The sequence below is a fragment of the Leeuwenhoekiella aequorea genome (assembly GCF_004104375.1).
GTDB lineage: Bacteria > Bacteroidota > Bacteroidia > Flavobacteriales > Flavobacteriaceae > Leeuwenhoekiella > Leeuwenhoekiella aequorea.
The window spans coordinates 631210-648921 of sequence record NZ_QOVM01000001.1; the positions used below are offsets into that span (position 1 = coordinate 631210).

General features: G+C 36.3%; 14 protein-coding genes and 1 tRNA gene. 10 read left to right on the forward strand and 5 right to left on the reverse strand.

From position 1 onward, the window contains the following. Positions 1 to 6: 6 nt before the first annotated feature. From murC to DSM00_RS02850, 10 genes are all read left to right on the forward strand, one after another. On the forward strand, positions 7 to 1356 hold the full coding sequence (gene murC, locus DSM00_RS02805) for a UDP-N-acetylmuramate--L-alanine ligase (protein ID WP_128756493.1): 1350 nt from the start codon (positions 7 to 9) through the stop codon (positions 1354 to 1356). Beyond that, the gene (locus DSM00_RS02810; protein WP_128756494.1) at positions 1353 to 2069 is read left to right on the forward strand and encodes a cell division protein FtsQ/DivIB; all 717 of its coding nucleotides are present in this window, start codon (positions 1353 to 1355) and stop codon (positions 2067 to 2069) included. Before murC ends, DSM00_RS02810 begins: the two co-directional genes overlap by 4 nt. A 3-nt stretch (positions 2070 to 2072) precedes the next feature. Further along, positions 2073 to 3422, forward strand: coding sequence for a cell division protein FtsA (gene ftsA / locus DSM00_RS02815; RefSeq protein WP_128756495.1), 1350 nt, complete (start codon positions 2073 to 2075; stop codon positions 3420 to 3422). Positions 3423 to 3473: 51 nt separating this feature from the next. After that, a complete protein-coding gene (ftsZ, locus tag DSM00_RS02820) occupies positions 3474 to 5495 on the forward strand; it encodes a cell division protein FtsZ (protein WP_128756496.1) in 2022 nt (673 codons plus the stop codon). 156 nt (positions 5496 to 5651) lie between these two features. Beyond that, positions 5652 to 6101, forward strand: coding sequence for a GatB/YqeY domain-containing protein (locus DSM00_RS02825; protein WP_128756497.1), 450 nt, complete (start codon positions 5652 to 5654; stop codon positions 6099 to 6101). A gap of 15 nt (positions 6102 to 6116) precedes the next feature. Continuing rightward, positions 6117 to 6190 (forward strand) — tRNA-Arg (locus DSM00_RS02830). 333 nt (positions 6191 to 6523) lie between these two features. After that, the gene (locus DSM00_RS02835) at positions 6524 to 7273 is read left to right on the forward strand and encodes a hypothetical protein (RefSeq protein WP_128756498.1); all 750 of its coding nucleotides are present in this window, start codon (positions 6524 to 6526) and stop codon (positions 7271 to 7273) included. Between the two features lie 112 nt (positions 7274 to 7385). Then, the gene (gene prfA / locus DSM00_RS02840; RefSeq protein ID WP_128756499.1) at positions 7386 to 8462 is read left to right on the forward strand and encodes a peptide chain release factor 1; all 1077 of its coding nucleotides are present in this window, start codon (positions 7386 to 7388) and stop codon (positions 8460 to 8462) included. 33 nt (positions 8463 to 8495) lie between these two features. Beyond that, positions 8496 to 9314 (forward strand): orotidine-5'-phosphate decarboxylase, encoded by an 819-nt coding sequence (pyrF, locus tag DSM00_RS02845; protein ID WP_128756500.1) that lies wholly within the window; start codon positions 8496 to 8498, stop codon positions 9312 to 9314. Positions 9315 to 9333: 19 nt separating this feature from the next. Beyond that, positions 9334 to 10113, forward strand: coding sequence for an ABC transporter substrate-binding protein (locus DSM00_RS02850; protein WP_128756501.1), 780 nt, complete (start codon positions 9334 to 9336; stop codon positions 10111 to 10113). 48 nt (positions 10114 to 10161) lie between these two features. Here the strand turns inward: DSM00_RS02850 and DSM00_RS02855 are convergent, their stop codons facing one another. The 5 genes from DSM00_RS02855 to purU all read right to left on the reverse strand — a co-directional run bounded on the left by DSM00_RS02855 (position 10162) and on the right by purU (position 17583). Then, entirely contained in the window at positions 10162 to 11523 is a 1362-nt protein-coding gene (locus DSM00_RS02855) for a RagB/SusD family nutrient uptake outer membrane protein (protein ID WP_128756502.1), read from the reverse strand. 9 nt (positions 11524 to 11532) lie between these two features. After that, positions 11533 to 14559: a SusC/RagA family TonB-linked outer membrane protein gene (locus DSM00_RS02860; RefSeq protein WP_128756503.1), complete on the reverse strand. Its 3027-nt coding sequence runs from the start codon at positions 14557 to 14559 to the stop codon at positions 11533 to 11535. A 369-nt stretch (positions 14560 to 14928) separates the two neighbouring features. After that, the gene (locus DSM00_RS02865; RefSeq protein WP_128756504.1) at positions 14929 to 15909 is read right to left on the reverse strand and encodes a carbohydrate kinase family protein; all 981 of its coding nucleotides are present in this window, start codon (positions 15907 to 15909) and stop codon (positions 14929 to 14931) included. 9 nt (positions 15910 to 15918) lie between these two features. Further along, entirely contained in the window at positions 15919 to 16620 is a 702-nt protein-coding gene (locus DSM00_RS02870; protein WP_128756505.1) for a DUF4197 domain-containing protein, read from the reverse strand. A 108-nt stretch (positions 16621 to 16728) separates the two neighbouring features. After that, positions 16729 to 17583: a formyltetrahydrofolate deformylase gene (gene purU, locus DSM00_RS02875; RefSeq protein ID WP_128756506.1), complete on the reverse strand. Its 855-nt coding sequence runs from the start codon at positions 17581 to 17583 to the stop codon at positions 16729 to 16731. Positions 17584 to 17712 lie beyond the last annotated feature (129 nt).

Here is a 17712-nt window from a genome sequence, read left to right on the forward strand (position 1 = left end):
GCGTAATTGAATAGTTTAAATAACATATCTAATTTTTATTTTATCGGTATTGGCGGTATAGGTATGAGTGCTCTAGCGCGTTACTTTAAAGCTGCTGGTAAAAATGTTTCGGGCTATGACAAAACACCTTCAGAAATTACGCGATCTCTAAATGCACTTGGGATTGACATAACTTTTAATGATTCTCTTAATGAGATAACTGCACTTTATAAAAATCAGCAAAATACACTAGTTGTATATACACCAGCTGTTCCTACGACTCATTTAGGATATCAATATTTTCAGCAGAATAATTTCAAAATATTAAAACGCGCAGCAGTTTTGGGCTTGCTTACGCAATCAAAATTTTGTCTGGCAGTAGCTGGCACTCATGGTAAAACAACCACAAGCGCTATGTTAGGTCATTTAATGGCTTCCTGTGAGTTACCTGTAACTGCTTTTTTAGGAGGTATTGCCGAAAATTATCAAAGTAATTTAATACAGCAAGGTGAAGAGATCGTAGTTGTAGAGGCAGATGAATTTGACAGATCGTTTATGCAACTATATCCTAATATAGGTGCTATCACATCTATGGATGCAGATCATTTAGATATTTATGGTGATTCTGAAACATTACAAAATAGTTTTAAAGATTTTGCAGCTCAAGTAAAAGAGGATGGCGTGTTATTTATAGCTAACGGTTTGCCATTAGACGGTATTACCGTAGGTGTCGAAGATAATTCGCTTTATACCGCTATAAATGTTAATATAGAAAATGGAGCTTATCACTTTGATTTAAAATATCCCGGTGGTATGCTTAAAGATCTGGTACTTAACCTACCTGGCAGACACAATCTGTCAAACGCGATAACTGCTTTGGCGATGGCTTTAGAATATGGCTGCCCTGCTGATAAGCTCGCCAAAGCGCTAGTCGCATTTAAAGGGGTTAATCGCAGATTTACATATAGAATTCAGACAGAAAAGCAGGTGCTTATAGATGATTATGCGCATCATCCTACAGAAATTGATGCAGTGCATAATGCTGTTCGGGAAATGTATCCTAACAAAAGAGTTTTAGGAGTTTTTCAGCCTCATTTGTATAGTCGTACTCGGGATTTCATGGAAGATTTTGCAAGAAGTTTATCGCAGTTTGATGAGCTATTGTTATTAGATATTTATCCAGCACGTGAACAGCCGATAGAAGGAATAAATTCTCAGGAGCTATTAAACTTAATTACTGTCGCTAGAAAGCGATTAGTTACAAAAAAGAATCTGGAGGCAAAAATGAAAGCTTCAAAAGCAACTGTCAAGGTAATGATGGGTGCAGGAGATATTGGGGAAGAAATATTGAAAATCACAAAATCTTTTAGCCAATGAAGATAGGGTGGTTTTATATAAGAATGTTTTGTTTACTACTAGTCACTTTGTTTTTAGTAGCATTTTCGCACAAGCGAAATTCAGATCGAACAATAAAAGCAGTAGAAGTAAATTTTGAAGCAGGAGCAAACCTATTTATAACTGCTGAAACGGTTGATAAATTGTTGATACAAAATGGAAAACCCTTAGAGGGACAGCGGAAAGAAATTCTAGTTTTGAAAAACTTAGAGGATAAGTTAGATTCGCACGCAATGATTTCTGATGCAGATGTTTACCTAACCCTTGATGGTGTGGTAGGTGCAACTGTAAAACAGAGAAAGCCTCTGGGTCGCGTGCAAGCGCAAAAACCTTTTTATATCGATGAGAATGGTTCATATATGCCATTGTCAACAAACTATTCTGCTCGGGTACCATTAATAGATGGAGTATCACGCGAGCAAATAAAAGAGGTTTATCCACTTTTAAATTATTTACAGCAAGATGATTTGCTTGCAAAGCAGGTTATAGGGATCAGCCGAAAAGCAGATGGTAATTACAGTTTAACGCCGCGGGTATTAAACTATAACATCACTTTAGGAAAGATTAAAGATTTGCAAAGCAAGTTTGCAAACTATAAAGCTTTTTATCAAAAGGCGATTAAAGACAATAGTCTCCCAAATTATAAGAATATAGACCTGAGATTTAAAGGCCAGGTAGTTGGGACAAAAATTTAAGTTATGGAACAGAAAGACATAGCAGTAGGATTAGACATTGGTACTACCAAAATTGTCGCTATGATAGGTCGTTACAACGATTATCATAAGTTAGAAATTTTAGGAATTGGCAAGTCTAAGAGCCTTGGTGTTCATAGAGGGGTTGTAAATAATATTACACAAACCATACAGTCTATTCAGCAAGCCGTGCAGGAAGCAGAAAGTGTCTCTGGTATGAAGATTGAAGATGTAGTGGTAGGTATTGCGGGTCAACACATACGCAGTTTACAACATAGCGATTACATAACTCGAGCAGATGCAGACCAGGTAATAGGTCCACGTGATATTGATATGTTATGCAATCAAGTACATAAATTGGTAATGCTTCCGGGAGAAGAGATTATTCATGTACTTCCGCAGGAATACAAAGTAGATGGTCAAGCCGAAATTACACAGCCCATAGGGATGTATGGAGGGCGACTTGAGGCGAATTTCCATGTGGTAGTAGGCCAGGTAAGTAGCATACGCAACATAGGAAGATGTGTGAAAAGCGCCGGTCTCAATCTGGATAAAATTACACTAGAACCTCTGGCGTCGGCAAATGCTGTTTTGAGTCAAGAAGAGAAAGAGGCAGGTGTAGCTTTAATAGATATAGGTGGAGGTACAACAGATCTTGCGATTTTTAAAGACGGTATAATACGTCACACTGCTGTTATCCCTTTTGGGGGTAACGTTATTACCGAAGATATTAAAGAAGGTTGCAGTATAATAGAAAAACAGGCAGAGCTACTCAAAATAAAATTTGGATCTGCTTGGCCTGGTGAGAATAAAGATAATGAAATTGTTTCTATACCTGGTTTACGCGGTAGAGAACCAAAAGAGATCACGTTAAAGAATCTCTCTAAAATCATTCATGCTCGCGTTGTGGAGATTGTAGAGCAGGTCTATTTAGAAATAAAAAATTACGGTCACGAGGAGCAGAAAAAGAAGCTTATTGCTGGTATAGTTCTTACAGGTGGTGGTTCACAGTTGAAGCATTTAAAACAACTTGTTGAATATATAACCGGAATGGATACTCGTATAGGCTATCCTAATGAACACCTAGCCGGTGATAGTGATTCGGAGACTACGAGTCCCTTGTATGCAACTGCCGTAGGCCTGGTAATGAACAGTCTTGAACACCGCAGAAATGAACCTGAAGCACAACAGGATACTGCAATTGTCGAAGAAGAAGTTATTGAGGAGCAGCCGGAAACAGCAATAGAGACAGATGAGGAAGAAGAAATAGTGCAGCCAAAAGAGAAAAAGATTAGAAAAAGCATATTTGATACTTGGGCAGAAAAGTTCAAGGATTTTCTTGATAATGCAGAATAAGAAATTGAAAAAGAAAAACATCCAACTAATAAACCGGTAAAACGATATATTATGAGCAACACAGATTTTGAAAACATTTCGTTTGATTTACCAAAAAATCAGAGCAACGTCATTAAAGTAATTGGAGTAGGTGGAGGTGGTAGTAATGCCATTAACCATATGTTTACGCAAGGGATAAAGGGAGTTGACTTTGTCGTGTGTAATACAGATTCACAAGCTCTGGAAAATAGTCCGGTACCTATTAGAATCCAATTAGGTGTAAGCCTTACTGAAGGATTAGGAGCTGGAGCAAATCCTGATGTGGGAGAAAAAGCCGCTATAGAAAGTTCTGAAGACATCAAGCAAATGCTGGGTACAAACACAAAAATGATCTTTATCACTGCCGGGATGGGTGGAGGTACAGGTACTGGTGCGGCGCCTGTAATTGCAAAAATGGCCAAGGAGATGGATGTTCTTACAGTGGGTATCGTAACTATCCCTTTTCAGTTTGAAGGAAAAATGCGTAATGAGCAGGCTCAATTGGGTGTAGAGCGTTTGCGTAGCCACGTAGATTCATTAATTGTTATCAACAATAATAAATTACGTGAGGTTTATGGTAACCTTGGTTTTAAGGCAGGCTTTAGTAAAGCAGATGAAGTACTTGCTACTGCATCACGTGGAATTGCAGAAGTAATTACACATCATTATACCCAGAATATTGACCTTAGAGATGCAAAAACAGTTTTAAGTAACAGTGGTACTGCAATTATGGGTAGTGCTCATGCAAGTGGTGGCAGTCGTGCTCAGGATGCCATTAGAAAAGCATTAGACTCACCATTATTAAATGATAATAAAATTACAGGTGCTCAAAACGTATTGTTGCTTATCGTTTCTGGTACCGAAGAGATTACTATAGATGAGATAGGAGAAATTAACGATCACATCCAAGATGAAGCAGGTCATAGTGCAAACATCATTATGGGTGTAGGTGAAGAAGAAAGTCTAGGAGATGCTATATCTGTAACAATTATTGCTACGGGTTTTAATGTAGAGCAACAAAATGAGATCGTTAACACCGAAACAAAAAAAATCATACATACTTTAGAAGATGAACAGCGTGCTCAGCACGAATTATCACCTAAAAGTACGGGAAGTCGGTTAAACTTTGATGCTCCTACTCCTGCCCCTAAAGAAACAGTTGAGCCAGAAAAGAAGCCTATAGTGCACACGTTAGATGACAGCGATGATCCTATAGATTTAATGGTGAATCAAAGTATGCAGGACTTGGGAAAGCCTAAAATGGATTTGATTCCTACTACAGATCTTATCCGCAATATTCAGGTTATTTATGAGGAGGTTCTTGATTATTCTGATGAAGAGCCACAGATGGTTGATTTGGATATGGACTTTAAAATTGTAAGTGTTGAGAAACCTACTCGTACTCCGCAAGTAAACCTATTTGAAGAAGAGGAAGAGCAATTTACGCTTTCTTTTGATCTTCCATTAAACGAAGAAAAACCGAAGCAACAGCCTGTAGAACCAAAAGCTGAAAAAAAAGAGGCAGATATTTTTTACAGTCTTGATGATGATATTAATAATATCGAAGTTAATCATCCGGTAGAAGTAGTTTCGGTTACTGAAGTAAATGAAAAGGGTGAAAAACGCTACAGTCTTGATGACTATATGGAAATGGAAGAGCATCTAAATAGAGCTAAGCCACAGCAGCCTGCAAGACAACCAGAAAAAAAGCAGGAAGAGCCTGTGGTATATGAGCGACCTGTAGTAGATAAAAAGCCTAAAGAATATACTCCAGAAGAGGATGAGAATCCTATGAACACGCCTATTTCAGAATTGCTTACAGAACGCGCTGCAGAACGTAAGCGTATGATGAAAGAATTTAATTACAAATTTCACAACAATCAATCTCGTATTGATGAGATCGAGAGACAACCAGCTTATAAAAGACAAGGGATAGATTTAAGTCAAAATCCTAGTGCTAATTCTGGATTGTCACGTACGTCAATAAGTAAAGATGATAATGATGAGATTCAATTAAGACGAAATAACTCTTTTCTACATGATAATGTAGATTAGGTGATGGCTATATACTGATCAAAACCCTAGATATTTTTATATCTGGGGTTTTTAATTTTAAATCGGTATCTAAAAGGTTTTGGTCATTTTTGAATTAAACTTTTGCAGTAAATGCTTTATAATAGCTATATTCGCTCTCCAAAAAAATACCATATTATGAGTTTACAGACAGAGGTGATGACCGCGATGAAGACTGCAATGAAAGCAAAAGATCAGAATGCTTTGGCTTCATTACGTGCCATTAAATCTGCTATTCTTACTGCTCAGACTGAAAGTGGAGCTAGTGAGGAGCTTGCTGAAGAGGAAGAGATAAAAATCCTTCAAAAATTAGTAAAGCAACGTAAAGATAGTGCTGCAATTTATAAAGAGCAGGACCGTACAGAAATGGCTGAAGAAGAATTAGCTCAAGCTGCGGTAATTGAGCAATTTTTACCAGAACAAATGAGTCCTGAAGAGATTGAAAAAATAGTTTTATCTATTATAGAGACCACTGGTGCTACAGGAATGCAAGATATGGGTAAGGTGATGGGATTAGCATCACAAGAGCTCGCAGGTAAAGCAGACGGCAAAACCATATCTACAATAGTTAGACAAAAGTTAGCTTAAGATTTAATATTTATTGGCCTCGTGGCGCAACTGAATAGCGCATCAGATTTCGGCTCTGAGGGTTGGGGGTTTGAATCCCTCCGGGGTCACTTTTAAAATCCATAAAACATTATAATTGTGTTTTATGGATTTTTTGTTTTGAAATTGTGTTTACTTCTGTCTATTATTAAAAAAATATTTCTGTCCTAAATAACTCCATTTTATTTATCTCTTTAAGTGAGTGGTAATACAAATTGATCTTCCAGTTTTAAATTCATTACTGTTTATGTTGCATAAATTGTAAAAGCAATTTCAAATACAATATGGAATTGACCGGGTAGAATAGTAAACCAGTGTGTTATTTAATTTATATTTTAGTTATAATAGTAATATAAATTGCCTAAATTCAGGAAGATAGATATTTATAGTAAAATTTCTGTTGGATGAAATATAAAGAAAGCCCTGAAATTAAATATCCTGAAAAAACAGTCTGGTTAAAAAATCTTATCTATTTAGGAGGTATTTTGATTGTCTGTAATACATTAGCTACGATCTTTTTTAATTTGACTGTAATAAGATATACTCGGTTTATCTCTTCTGTTCTCATTCTAGTGTTTTATCAATTTGTACTGCCCAAACACAACAAACTCTTCTTTTTTGCAATCACAGCATTTGTTTTAAGGGACTATTTTATGATTAGTTATGAAGATCAAAAAAACACCTATCTTTTCTTTACTTGCGGGTTTATAGCTTATACCTTATTAACTATTAAACAAGTAAGAAACTTGCTGCGATTCCGTTTTGAATTTCCACCCATATTGGCAATTGGTCTATTTGCTCTCATAAGCTTTTTTATTCTTTATGTATTAGAATCTCTTGTGAGGGGATATTTTCTGAATGTGCAAACTTCATACTTATTCTATGCGATGGGTACAAGTCTCATCTGTTTGATTTTTGTCGCTATTTACTATTATTACAGATTGGGTAATCTGAGATCTCTTGTGTTTTCATTTGGAGTATTCTCATTAATGATTTCTGATGTAAACCTTTGTGTTGCATATTACTTGGGATGTACGTCGTTAGATATTCCCGTGAGAGTTTTTTACATTCTTGGACTCGTACTTATAATTAATTATGGGGTTAACACAGTTATGCGCAAAAAGGAAATGAATTTAAAAGAAGAATTCTTCTAGAGAGTACATTTCTAATTTCATTAAAATAATCTCAGCAACCTTTGCTTCAATAATTAATTTTGCTGAGACATCCTTATTTTTTGCGTAAATTCGCAAGCAATTAAAAATTCCCATGTTAGAAAGATTAAACTTTATAAAACAACGCTTCGACGAAGTAAGTGATCTTATTATTCAACCCGATATAATTTCAGATCAGAAGCGTTATGTAGAGCTCAATAAAGAATATAAGGATTTACGCGCCATTATGGATGAGCGTGAAAATTATATAAAGCAGACCCAGCGTATAGAAGAAGCTAAAGAAATTATTGCAGACGGCAGTGATCCTGAAATGACGGAGATGGCCAAAATGCAACTTGAAGAGGCAGAATCAATTATTCCTGGTCTTGAAGAGAAAATTAGATTTATGCTTGTTCCTAAGGATCCTGAAGATTCTAAGAATGCAGTAATGGAAATACGTGCAGGTACGGGTGGTGATGAAGCAAGTATATTCGCGGGTGACATCTATCGTATGTATATGAAATACTGTGAGAGCAAAGGATGGAAAACCAGCACAATCGATTATAGTGAAGGAACCAGTGGTGGTTTTAAAGAAATTCAGGTAGAGGTTACGGGTGAAGATGTTTATGGTACGCTACGCTTTGAGGCAGGTGTACACCGTGTGCAACGGGTGCCACAGACTGAAACACAAGGACGTGTACATACTAGTGCAGCGACTGTTATGGTTTTTCCGGAGGCCGAAGAGTTTGATGTTGAAATTAATCCTAAAGAAGTGCGTATCGATTTCTTCTGTTCGTCAGGGCCAGGTGGTCAATCTGTAAATACGACGTATTCTGCAGTGCGATTAACGCATATTCCTACCGGCTTGGTAGCTCAGTGTCAAGATCAGAAGTCACAACATAAGAATAAAGAAAAGGCTTTTAAAGTACTGCGTTCCCGTTTGTACGATATGGAGTTGGCAAAAAAGCAAGAAGCAGATGCTGCTAAAAGAGGATCTATGGTTACCAGTGGGGACCGTAGTGCAAAAATACGTACCTATAACTATCCTCAAGGGCGTGTGACAGATCACCGCATCAACTTGACATTATACGATTTGTCTAATATTATAGATGGCGATATTCAACGTATTATAGACGAACTGCAATTAGTAAGTAATACCGAAAAATTAGCCGAAGGTGGCGATGCTATTTAAATAGAGCTTCTAACGAGAAAAAATATATTTCACTTGAATATTCAGCAGCTTTTTGAGCAAATAAAAAAGAAACAATCGGTACTTTGTGTAGGTTTAGACACTGATCTAGACAAAATACCGAACCATCTTTTGGAGTCAGAAGACCCTATATTTGAATTCAATAAAGCAATAATCGAGGCAACTCATTCTTATACGGTAGCCTATAAGCCTAACACAGCTTTTTATGAGGCTTATGGAATTAAGGGTTGGCAATCTCTTCAGAAAACGATAGATTATCTAAATACCCATTATCCCAACATTTTTACTATTGCAGACGCTAAACGAGGCGATATCGGAAATACATCTAGCAGATATGCAAAGGCGTTTTTTGAAGATCTGGGCTTTGATTCTGTTACAACGGCACCTTATATGGGTAAAGATTCTATGGAGCCTTTCTTAGCTTTTGACGGAAAGTTTACCATTATGTTGGCGCTTACTTCAAATCCGGGAGCATTTGATTTTCAGACTCAAAAAATTGGAAAAGCAGAATTGTATAAGAAAGTTCTAGAAACCTCTACTACCTGGGAAAATAGTAATCGTCTTATGTATGTTGTGGGAGCAACTAAAGCAGAATACCTTGCAGATATAAGGAAAATAGTGCCAGATTCATTTCTTCTCGTCCCTGGTGTAGGAGCTCAGGGCGGAAGTGTAGAGGAAGTGTTTAAGTATGGTGCTAATAGCAAGGCAGGACTTTTAATTAATTCGTCTCGCGGAGTAATTTATGCCTCAAATTCCTTAGATTTTGCTGAGGCTGCAGCTTCTGAAGCTAAAAAATTGCAAGAGCAGATGGCTCCTTATATTGCAGCTTTGTAGTAACAAAAAGTATGGCCTTATGTATGATCAGTTGGGGCGTAACGTAAGCATTACAAATCCTATAAATCGAGTAGTTTGTCTTGTGCCCAGTTTATCTGAACTGCTAATAGATTTAGGTCTAGATTCAAAATTAGTAGGTGTCACTAAATTTTGTGTACATCCTCAAGATCTAAGAGGGAGGAAGGTAGTTGTAGGGGGTACTAAAAGTATACACTTAGATAAAATTGCTGCTTTAAATCCAGATTTAATAATTGCTAATAAAGAAGAGAATTCTCAAGAAATCGTAGCATCGTGTGCAAGCCTCGCACCGGTGTATGTTTCTGACATTAACAATTTTGATGAATTTGAAATCTTCTTAAAGGATTTAGGTATACTATTTAATATCAAAGATCGAACCGATGCTTTGATGCGTAATTTTCAAAACCGACTTGATAATTTCAGAAGCAAATATAAAAGCTTACCGCGACGCAAAGTAGCTTATCTTATCTGGAAGAATCCACTAATGGCTGCCGGAGGTGATAATTTTATTAATGTAATTCTTAACGAACTTCATCTAAATAATATTTTTGAAAATAAGGCGGGTCGTTATCCTGAGGTAACTGAGAGCGAATTAAATGATGCCGATTTTATTTTTCTTTCATCAGAGCCCTTTCCTTTTTCAGAGAAACACATTCAAGAATTCAAAGATGTTACGAACACAAAAATTCTACTCGTGGATGGCGAATTTTTCAGTTGGTATGGAAGTAGACTCTTGCTGGCATTTGATTATTTTGATTTATTACTAAACGATTTGAAATAAAAAAAACGCCATCTATTAAGATGGCGTTTTAGTTATATTATACTTTGATTAAGATCCGTAAGTAGGATTTTGTTCAATTAAATTGTTAGTGTCCATCTCAGTCTGTGGAATAGGTAAAACTAGGCTTGGATCGTTGTACGGCAAACCGTCTACGTCATTTTGAGTACGTTTTAAATCGTGTAATAAGAAGCCTTCAAAAGCTAATTCTAATTGACGCTCAAGTAAGATGTCCTCTTGAGTTAGTGGTGCACTCACAATTGATGCGCCAGATCGTAATCTTAATGCATTAATATCATCCTCTGGACTTGCACCTACATTTGAGTTGGTCATTATATTTCCTTCAGCTCGTATCAAATACATTTCAGCAAGTCTTATAAGGGGAATATTGGCAAATTGATTGGTATATTTTCCAGTTAAATCATCGCCATAATCACCTATATAAGTCAGTTGTGCACGTTGATCTGATTGGCTGTCGAATAAATTAAAATAAGCTTGATTTAATACAATGTCTCCACCACGACCACCATTATCTTGCGAAGCATAGAAGGTAATAAAGTCACTATCTCCTGTTTGATTTGTAACTTGAAAATCAAATAAGTCTTCAACTGAATTGGCATCGTTGTTAAACGCACTTGCAAAATTAGGTGCTAATCTTGCTCCACTATTTACAATAACATCATTAGCTGCGTCACGTGCTCCAGCATAATTCTGCATTTGTAAATAAACCCGTGCGCGCAATGCTTGAGCTGCATACTTTGTTGCAAAAATTGTATTTGTTACAGGTAAATTAGCATATGCAGTTTCTAAATCTGATAGAATAAGTGCATAAACCTCCTCTACAGACGCTCGTTCAGCGGGTAGTGGTTGTGAATAATCTTCATAACCAGTAAGTCGTAATGGAACCCCAGGTTGGTTATTTGTAGTACCTGCTTCATAAGGAAGACCCCAAAGGCGCACCAGTTCAAAATAATTTAAAGCACGTAAAAACTTAGTTTCAGCTTCTATTACATTACGTCTGTCGTCACTACTCGTTACAATATCAAGATTATCTAAAATTAAATTTGCTTGGTTTATACTTTCGTAGCTATTGGCCCAAGAATCACTCACAAAGCTATTATCTACAAGAATATTTTTCTGTATAAGCTGTCGTGGTGCTAGAAAAGTGCCGAACCAGCTTTTTTCATCAGAAGCACCTAAAAGATCAGCGATAATTTGTAAATCTCCGCCAAAGCTAACGTCTTGGCCAGATTCTTCATAGATACCTAAAAGAAGTGCGCTTATATTTTGTTCTGAAGCTAAGGCTGTAGAACCGTCTATACTCTGTTGTGGTTCAATTTCTAAATTATCATCACAACTTTGAAAACCCAAAGCTAAAATGAATAAGAATGAAAATTTATATAATGATTTCATAGTTGTTTTTTAAAATTTCACATTAAGTCCTAATGAAATAGTACGTGCCGGAGGTGCAGAATAAAATGATTGTCCCACGCCACCTGCATCACTACGAGCTTCTGGATCGTAGCCATCGTAATCTGTAAAAGTCAATAAATTTACGCCGGTGCAATAAACACGAACTGAACTTAAACCATATTGTTCTATAGTTTCTTTAGGAATAGTGTATCCTATTGTAGCATTACGAAGGCGTACAAAATCACTCTTGTCTAAATAGCGAGTAGATTGTGCAGTACCATTGCCTCCAAATAGACGTGCTTGTGGTACATCTGTAATATCTCCTGGATTTTGCCATCTGTCTGTATATTGATCTAATGTTTGATTATCGAAGTAGTCTGCACTTGCAGATTGAAAACGACCCCCTCCATTATAGATAGATGCACCAAATTCTCCTTGAAAAGTAAATGATAGATCTATGTTGTGATAGTTTATTGTATTTGTAATACCACCATACCATTCTGGAAACGGATTGCCTACAACAACACGATTTGCTTCATTTGCGCTGTTTGTAGTTTCTCTATTTAATGATCCATCAGGATTTTCAGAATTTATGTAATAAAGCGCATCACCATTTGCAGGATCTACACCGGCATACTCTAACATATAAAGTGCGTTTACATTTTCTCCTACACGTTGAATATTTTGACCCACTACGATATCATTATTTCCGTTAGGAAGCGATAGGATCTCATTCTTGTTATAAGCTAAATTGAAACTGGTTGACCACTGGAAATTTTCAGATTGAACATTGTCTGTGTTTAAAACAAATTCTACACCTTTATTTTCTAATTCACCAATGTTACTACTTAATGTAGCCGCACCAGAACTTGGAATTAAGGGAACGTCAAATAGCAGACCATCTGTATTTTTGTGGTAGTAATCGATCTCTCCAGATATTCTTCCGTTAAAAAAGCCGAATTCAATACCGTAATCAGTTTGGGTAGTAGTCTCCCAAGTTAAATCTGGATTTCCCGGTTGAGATAATGAAATCCCGGGACGTTGATCGTAGGAAATTGCGCCAAATAAGTATCGAGAAGGGAAATCTCCAATGTCTGCGTTACCTGTTTTTCCCCAGCTACCCCGTAATTTTAAATAAGTCAATACTTCAGAATCCTGTAAAAATCCCTCTTCAGAAATCACCCAACCTGCAGAAAATGCCGGGAATACTCCATAACGTTCGTTCTCACCAAATCTAGATGAACCATCACGTCTTATACTAGCTTTAAATAAATACTTATTGGCATAGTCATAAGTAGCTCTTGCAAATAAAGAGAAAAATGCATTCTGTGAACGGTTACCGCTACCTGCAACAATATCTGCACCACCATCTACTGTTGTAAAGTCATCTGATGGAAATTGGTTTGCTGTAACGCTCTCATACCTACGCGTTGTTTCATTTAATTCTGTTCCTGCTGTAAGTCCTAAAGTGTGGAAATCTCCTAATTGCTTATCATAGGTCAAGAAACCAGAAACAATGTAGTTTTCTGCGTTAACGCTACTTGCAAACACTTCACCGTTTGTAGCTTGAAAAGGAGCATTTCTACCTGTGAAATTATCTTCTGTTTGATAATAAAGATCATAGGCGAAGTTTCCGTTAATTTTAAGACCTTCTAAAATCTCGTAATCTCCAAAGGTGCGTCCATTTACACGTCTAATGATCGTTTTGTAAAAGGAGTTTTCTTCCTGAAGTAAAAAGTTAGGATAAATTGTATTTGAATTTGGTGATCCATCCTCATTGTAAGCAGGAGAAATAGCAGGTTGTGCTATTGCTTGCAAAGGAGATACAAATGCATTATCATTTGCAATACGATCTATATCTGTACGTGAATAACTCAAGTTCATACCTATATTAAATCGATCACTGAATTTATGGTTAATATTTGTTCTACCATTAAAACGTCTAAGTGCATTTCCTTTAATTATACCTTTAGTTTCATTAAGCGACCCTGCAAAGAAAATACTTGTTTTTGCACTACCTCCGCTCATTGAGAAATCTGCATCAGATACAGATCCATTTTGGAAAGCAAGATCTTGCCAATCTGTATCTACAGCTCCATTTCTCCAGTCTGTTCCATTAGCAAGACCATCAAACGTATCTTCTATATACGCAATAGCTTCGGCGTCATCAGAAAAAGTACCATCACTTACACTATTTAAAGCAGCTTCACGGAATAGCTCAATGTATTGCGAAGAATTTAACCAGTCTCTCTTATTTGTAGCCTCGCTGATACCGTGGCTAATATTTACAGAAAATTCAGATTTACCTTCTTTACCGGTTTTGGTAGTAATTATAATTACCCCATTTGCTCCTCTTGAGCCGTAAATTGCAGCAGATGACGCATCTTTTAAAACTTCGATAGATTCAATTTCATTTGGACTAATAGATAATAAAGGATTTGTAGGAGCACCGTTGCTAGACTCATTAGCATTATAAAGTGGAATACCATCAAGTACATATAAGGGTTGGGTTCCTGCAGATATGCTGGTTGCCCCACGTACACGTATGTTTAAACCCCCATCAACCTTACCGTTAGTTTGTGTGATTTGAACACCGGCTGCTTTGCCCACTAAAGCACTTTGAAAGTTAGAAACAGGAACTTCACTAATATCTTCTGAAGTTAGTTTGACAATATTGTCTGTAAGCGTACGCTTACTTTGGGTTCCATAACCCACTACTAAAACCTCATCTAACTCATCTGCGCTAGCAGCTAAAGTAATGTTATAAGTAGAAGCTGAGGTAACAGTCACTTTTTGGTTTTTAAAACCTACATAAGAAAAGTTAAGTACAGCACCTTCAGTTGCAGATAAATTATAGTTACCATCAAAATCGGTTTGTGTACCTGTAGTAGTACCTTCTATTGCAATGTTAACACCGGGAAGCGGTACTCCCTGATCATCTTTTACAGTTCCTGATACAGACTTCGTTTGCGCAAACGAAAGGTAGCAGGTAAGCATCAAAATGAAGCTTAAAGAAAAATGTAATTTGTTCTTCATATTTAAGGGTTTAAAATTATTTAAAACTGAATAGGTCCCTAAACGTTATGATTAGGTTATAGATCATATAAATGTTGTGGGAGATAGTCAGCGCATTTGAACGCCAAAAATATGTAATTAATCGTTACTTGAGGAGCTTGTAAGTGGTAATAAGAGAATTAAGCGATATCAGTGATGATAAGGCTTGGGCAAGATTTTACGAAATTATTAAAAGCTTACATTTATATTATAAAATGTGTTTTTAAAAAGCATAATATTAACAAATTTCTATTATTTTAATATAAAAATGCAATACCTACCTAAATGTTAAATTTTGAATTTTTTTCAGAATGTACTCAAGTGGATCTATTTATTTAGAATATCAAAGTATTATGAACCATAATTAGCAACCCTGATTGCTTCTGTTTCCTCTGCGGTTTTAAAAACGTCCCAGTCTTTTCCTTGAGTACGTCTGGCTCCTAATATATTTGCAAATTGACCAGCCTTAACGGGATCATTATATTTTGCAAAGCCATACGCCAGACCGCCTGCAAAGGAGTCGCCACAACCTGTTGTGTCAACTACTTTAGAAACTTTTATAGAAGCTATCCAGTCCTTTTTCAATTGGTCATCTTCCAGCTGAAACAAAATACAGCCTCGAGAATCCATAGTTACATAAAAGTAAGAGACGCCCTTTTTGAGAACATGTAAAGCCAATTCATCTAAATGTGCGGTAGCATTATCGTCGTATATAGAGGGAATTTCGGTATCATACTCGTTTGAAAATGACATACATTGAGATTCCTCAAGATTCATTTTTAAAACATCTATATAGGGTAGCCATTCATCTTGATCGACCCAAAATTTACGGTGTCTGTGCCCTTTCACATCCATTGCTGTAGTAGCTCCGTGTGCATCAAAGATAATTGTAGCTTCGCTATGCTTTTTAATATATTTAAGTGTGCTTAGGCTAATCTCGAAATCTGTAATGGGAACAAATACAAATGCTGCAGCATCTAAGTGTTTTTTGATATGTTTGGGTCGTATGGGATTCATACAAGCCAGTTGCTTTTCTTCCCGGTTGTTTTGATCTTTAAAATCTAGCAGGATGACAGTACCACGATCTTTTTTACTATTTATACCTTGGAGATCAACATTCGGGAATTTTTTAAATTCATTAGCTATCCCATCGATATCTTTCTTGTGAATATTAGACACAGGAATTACCACTCCATTCTTGTCAAGCAATTTTGAAAGAGCAATTACAGGATGTGTTACACAACCGTATCGCATTATTATATCATTCTCGTAAGTGGAGATAGTGTCTCGAGGTATAGGTCCTGCAACGACAATTTTGAGAGGGTTTGCCATAAGTATTAATTAATCTTGTAAAGCAAATACTTTTTGAAGTAGGGTCGTAGTACGTGCGGCTGTATTTGTGCGTATATCTTTTTCTTCAACAGCTATCATTGTGTAAACCCCTTTTAACGCTTGATTTGTAACATAATCTGTCAAGTCTGGGTTAACATCATTTGTAAGAGGTAGCGCATTGTATTTTGTAATTAAATTACTCCAGATCTTATCTGCACCTACTTTATTAAACGACTGCTCTATGATAGGATTAAACTTTGCATATAAAGCCGCATTTGTTTTATTCTCTAAGTATTGTGTAGCAGAATTGTCACTACCCAATAATATATTTTTCGCATCATTGAATGTAATCTGTTTTACAGCGTCAACAAAAATGGGTGTTGCGGTACTTACGGCATCTTCCGCAGCACGATTCAAAACTTTAAGACCCTCGTCGGCCAAGCTTCCTAAGCCTACACTTCTAAGAGTATTATCAACTTTTTGCAATTCTTCAGGAAGCAAAATTTTAACCAAAGGGTTACCGTAATATCCATCTTCTTGAGTGAGTTTGGTTACTTGTTTATCTATTCCAAAATCCAAAGCTTGACGCAGCCCACTTGCAATTGTTGTATTATCAACACCTACTTGATTGGGTAAATTATTTACTACAGACTGTAGTTCTGCGCATCCACTTAAGAATAAAACGGCGATTACTGCAATTAATTTTTTCATTAGGTTAAGTTAGGTTTTTCTACTAATATTTTAAAACAAATACATCCCGCTCCAGAAAGACGGTAATACATTGTTATGTAACGTTGAATCAGGTAAACGAATATAGTCCTAGGCGAATATTACTGTTTTATTACCATATACTAAGACTTTATGTTCTATGTGTGCTTTAATTGCACGGGCTAAAACAATTTTCTCAAGATCTCTCCCTTTCAGAATAAAATCCTGAACAGAATGCACATGAGATACGCGTACAATTTCTTGTTCGATGATAGGGCCTTCGTCCAGATCTGCCGTAACATAATGACTAGTTGCTCCTATTATTTTTACGCCTCTTTCAAATGCCGCGTGATAGGGTTTTGCACCTATAAAAGCAGGCAAAAATGAATGGTGGATATTGATAATTTGATGTTTAAAATTAGCGACAAAATCATCTGAAATTATCTGCATATATCTGGCTAAAACAATAAGATCAATGTTATGTTCTTGTATGCTTTTTATTTGTTCGGCTTCAGCTTGTTTTTTAGTCTCTTTAGTTACCGGTATATATTTAAATGGAATATTAAATCGTTGTGCAACAATTTCAAGATCTCGGTGATTACTGATGATTAACGGAATTTCTACAGGTAACTCTCCGGAAGCATATCTGCCCAATAGATCATAAAGACAATGATCATACTTAGATACAAATAATGCGAGATTGGGTCTGTATAGCGCATCATATAACTGATAGGTCAATTTGTAATCTTCCTTAAATTTAGCTGCAAATTGATTTTCAAATTCAGGTATAGAAAACTCTGAACTTTCAAATTCGCACTCGAGACGCATAAAAAAGACGCTTTCTTGCCTGTCGACGTGTTGATCGAGGTAAACAATATTTCCGCTTAATTGAAGTATATAGTGTGTAATTGTTGTTACTATACCTTTACGATCGGGGCAATTAATTAAAAGTGTAATTTTCTGCATAATTCATCAAGCTATCTTAGAGCTAATCTAGAAAAATAAGCATCAAATTATAATATAAATAACACAAAATAAAACGCTTTTTGTTACCATTTATTTAAATTAGTGCCAGTTTAAAAGCCATATATTACG

Excerpts from the sequence above, each read along its gene's own strand:
- DSM00_RS02810 (WP_128756494.1), top strand. The coding sequence starts at position 1,353 with ATGAAGATAGGGTGGTTTTATATAAGAATGTTTTGTTTACTACTAGTC.
- ftsA (WP_128756495.1), top strand. The coding sequence starts at position 2,073 with ATGGAACAGAAAGACATAGCAGTAGGATTAGACATTGGTACTACCAAA.
- ftsZ (WP_128756496.1), top strand. The coding sequence starts at position 3,474 with ATGAGCAACACAGATTTTGAAAACATTTCGTTTGATTTACCAAAAAAT.
- DSM00_RS02825 (WP_128756497.1), top strand. The coding sequence starts at position 5,652 with ATGAGTTTACAGACAGAGGTGATGACCGCGATGAAGACTGCAATGAAA.
- DSM00_RS02835 (WP_128756498.1), top strand. The coding sequence starts at position 6,524 with ATGAAATATAAAGAAAGCCCTGAAATTAAATATCCTGAAAAAACAGTC.
- prfA (WP_128756499.1), top strand. The coding sequence starts at position 7,386 with ATGTTAGAAAGATTAAACTTTATAAAACAACGCTTCGACGAAGTAAGT.
- DSM00_RS02850 (WP_128756501.1), top strand. The coding sequence starts at position 9,334 with ATGTATGATCAGTTGGGGCGTAACGTAAGCATTACAAATCCTATAAAT.
- DSM00_RS02855 (WP_128756502.1), bottom strand. The coding sequence starts at position 11,523 with ATGAAATCATTATATAAATTTTCATTCTTATTCATTTTAGCTTTGGGT.
- DSM00_RS02860 (WP_128756503.1), bottom strand. The coding sequence starts at position 14,559 with ATGAAGAACAAATTACATTTTTCTTTAAGCTTCATTTTGATGCTTACC.
- DSM00_RS02865 (WP_128756504.1), bottom strand. The coding sequence starts at position 15,909 with ATGGCAAACCCTCTCAAAATTGTCGTTGCAGGACCTATACCTCGAGAC.
- DSM00_RS02870 (WP_128756505.1), bottom strand. The coding sequence starts at position 16,620 with ATGAAAAAATTAATTGCAGTAATCGCCGTTTTATTCTTAAGTGGATGC.
- purU (WP_128756506.1), bottom strand. The coding sequence starts at position 17,583 with ATGCAGAAAATTACACTTTTAATTAATTGCCCCGATCGTAAAGGTATA.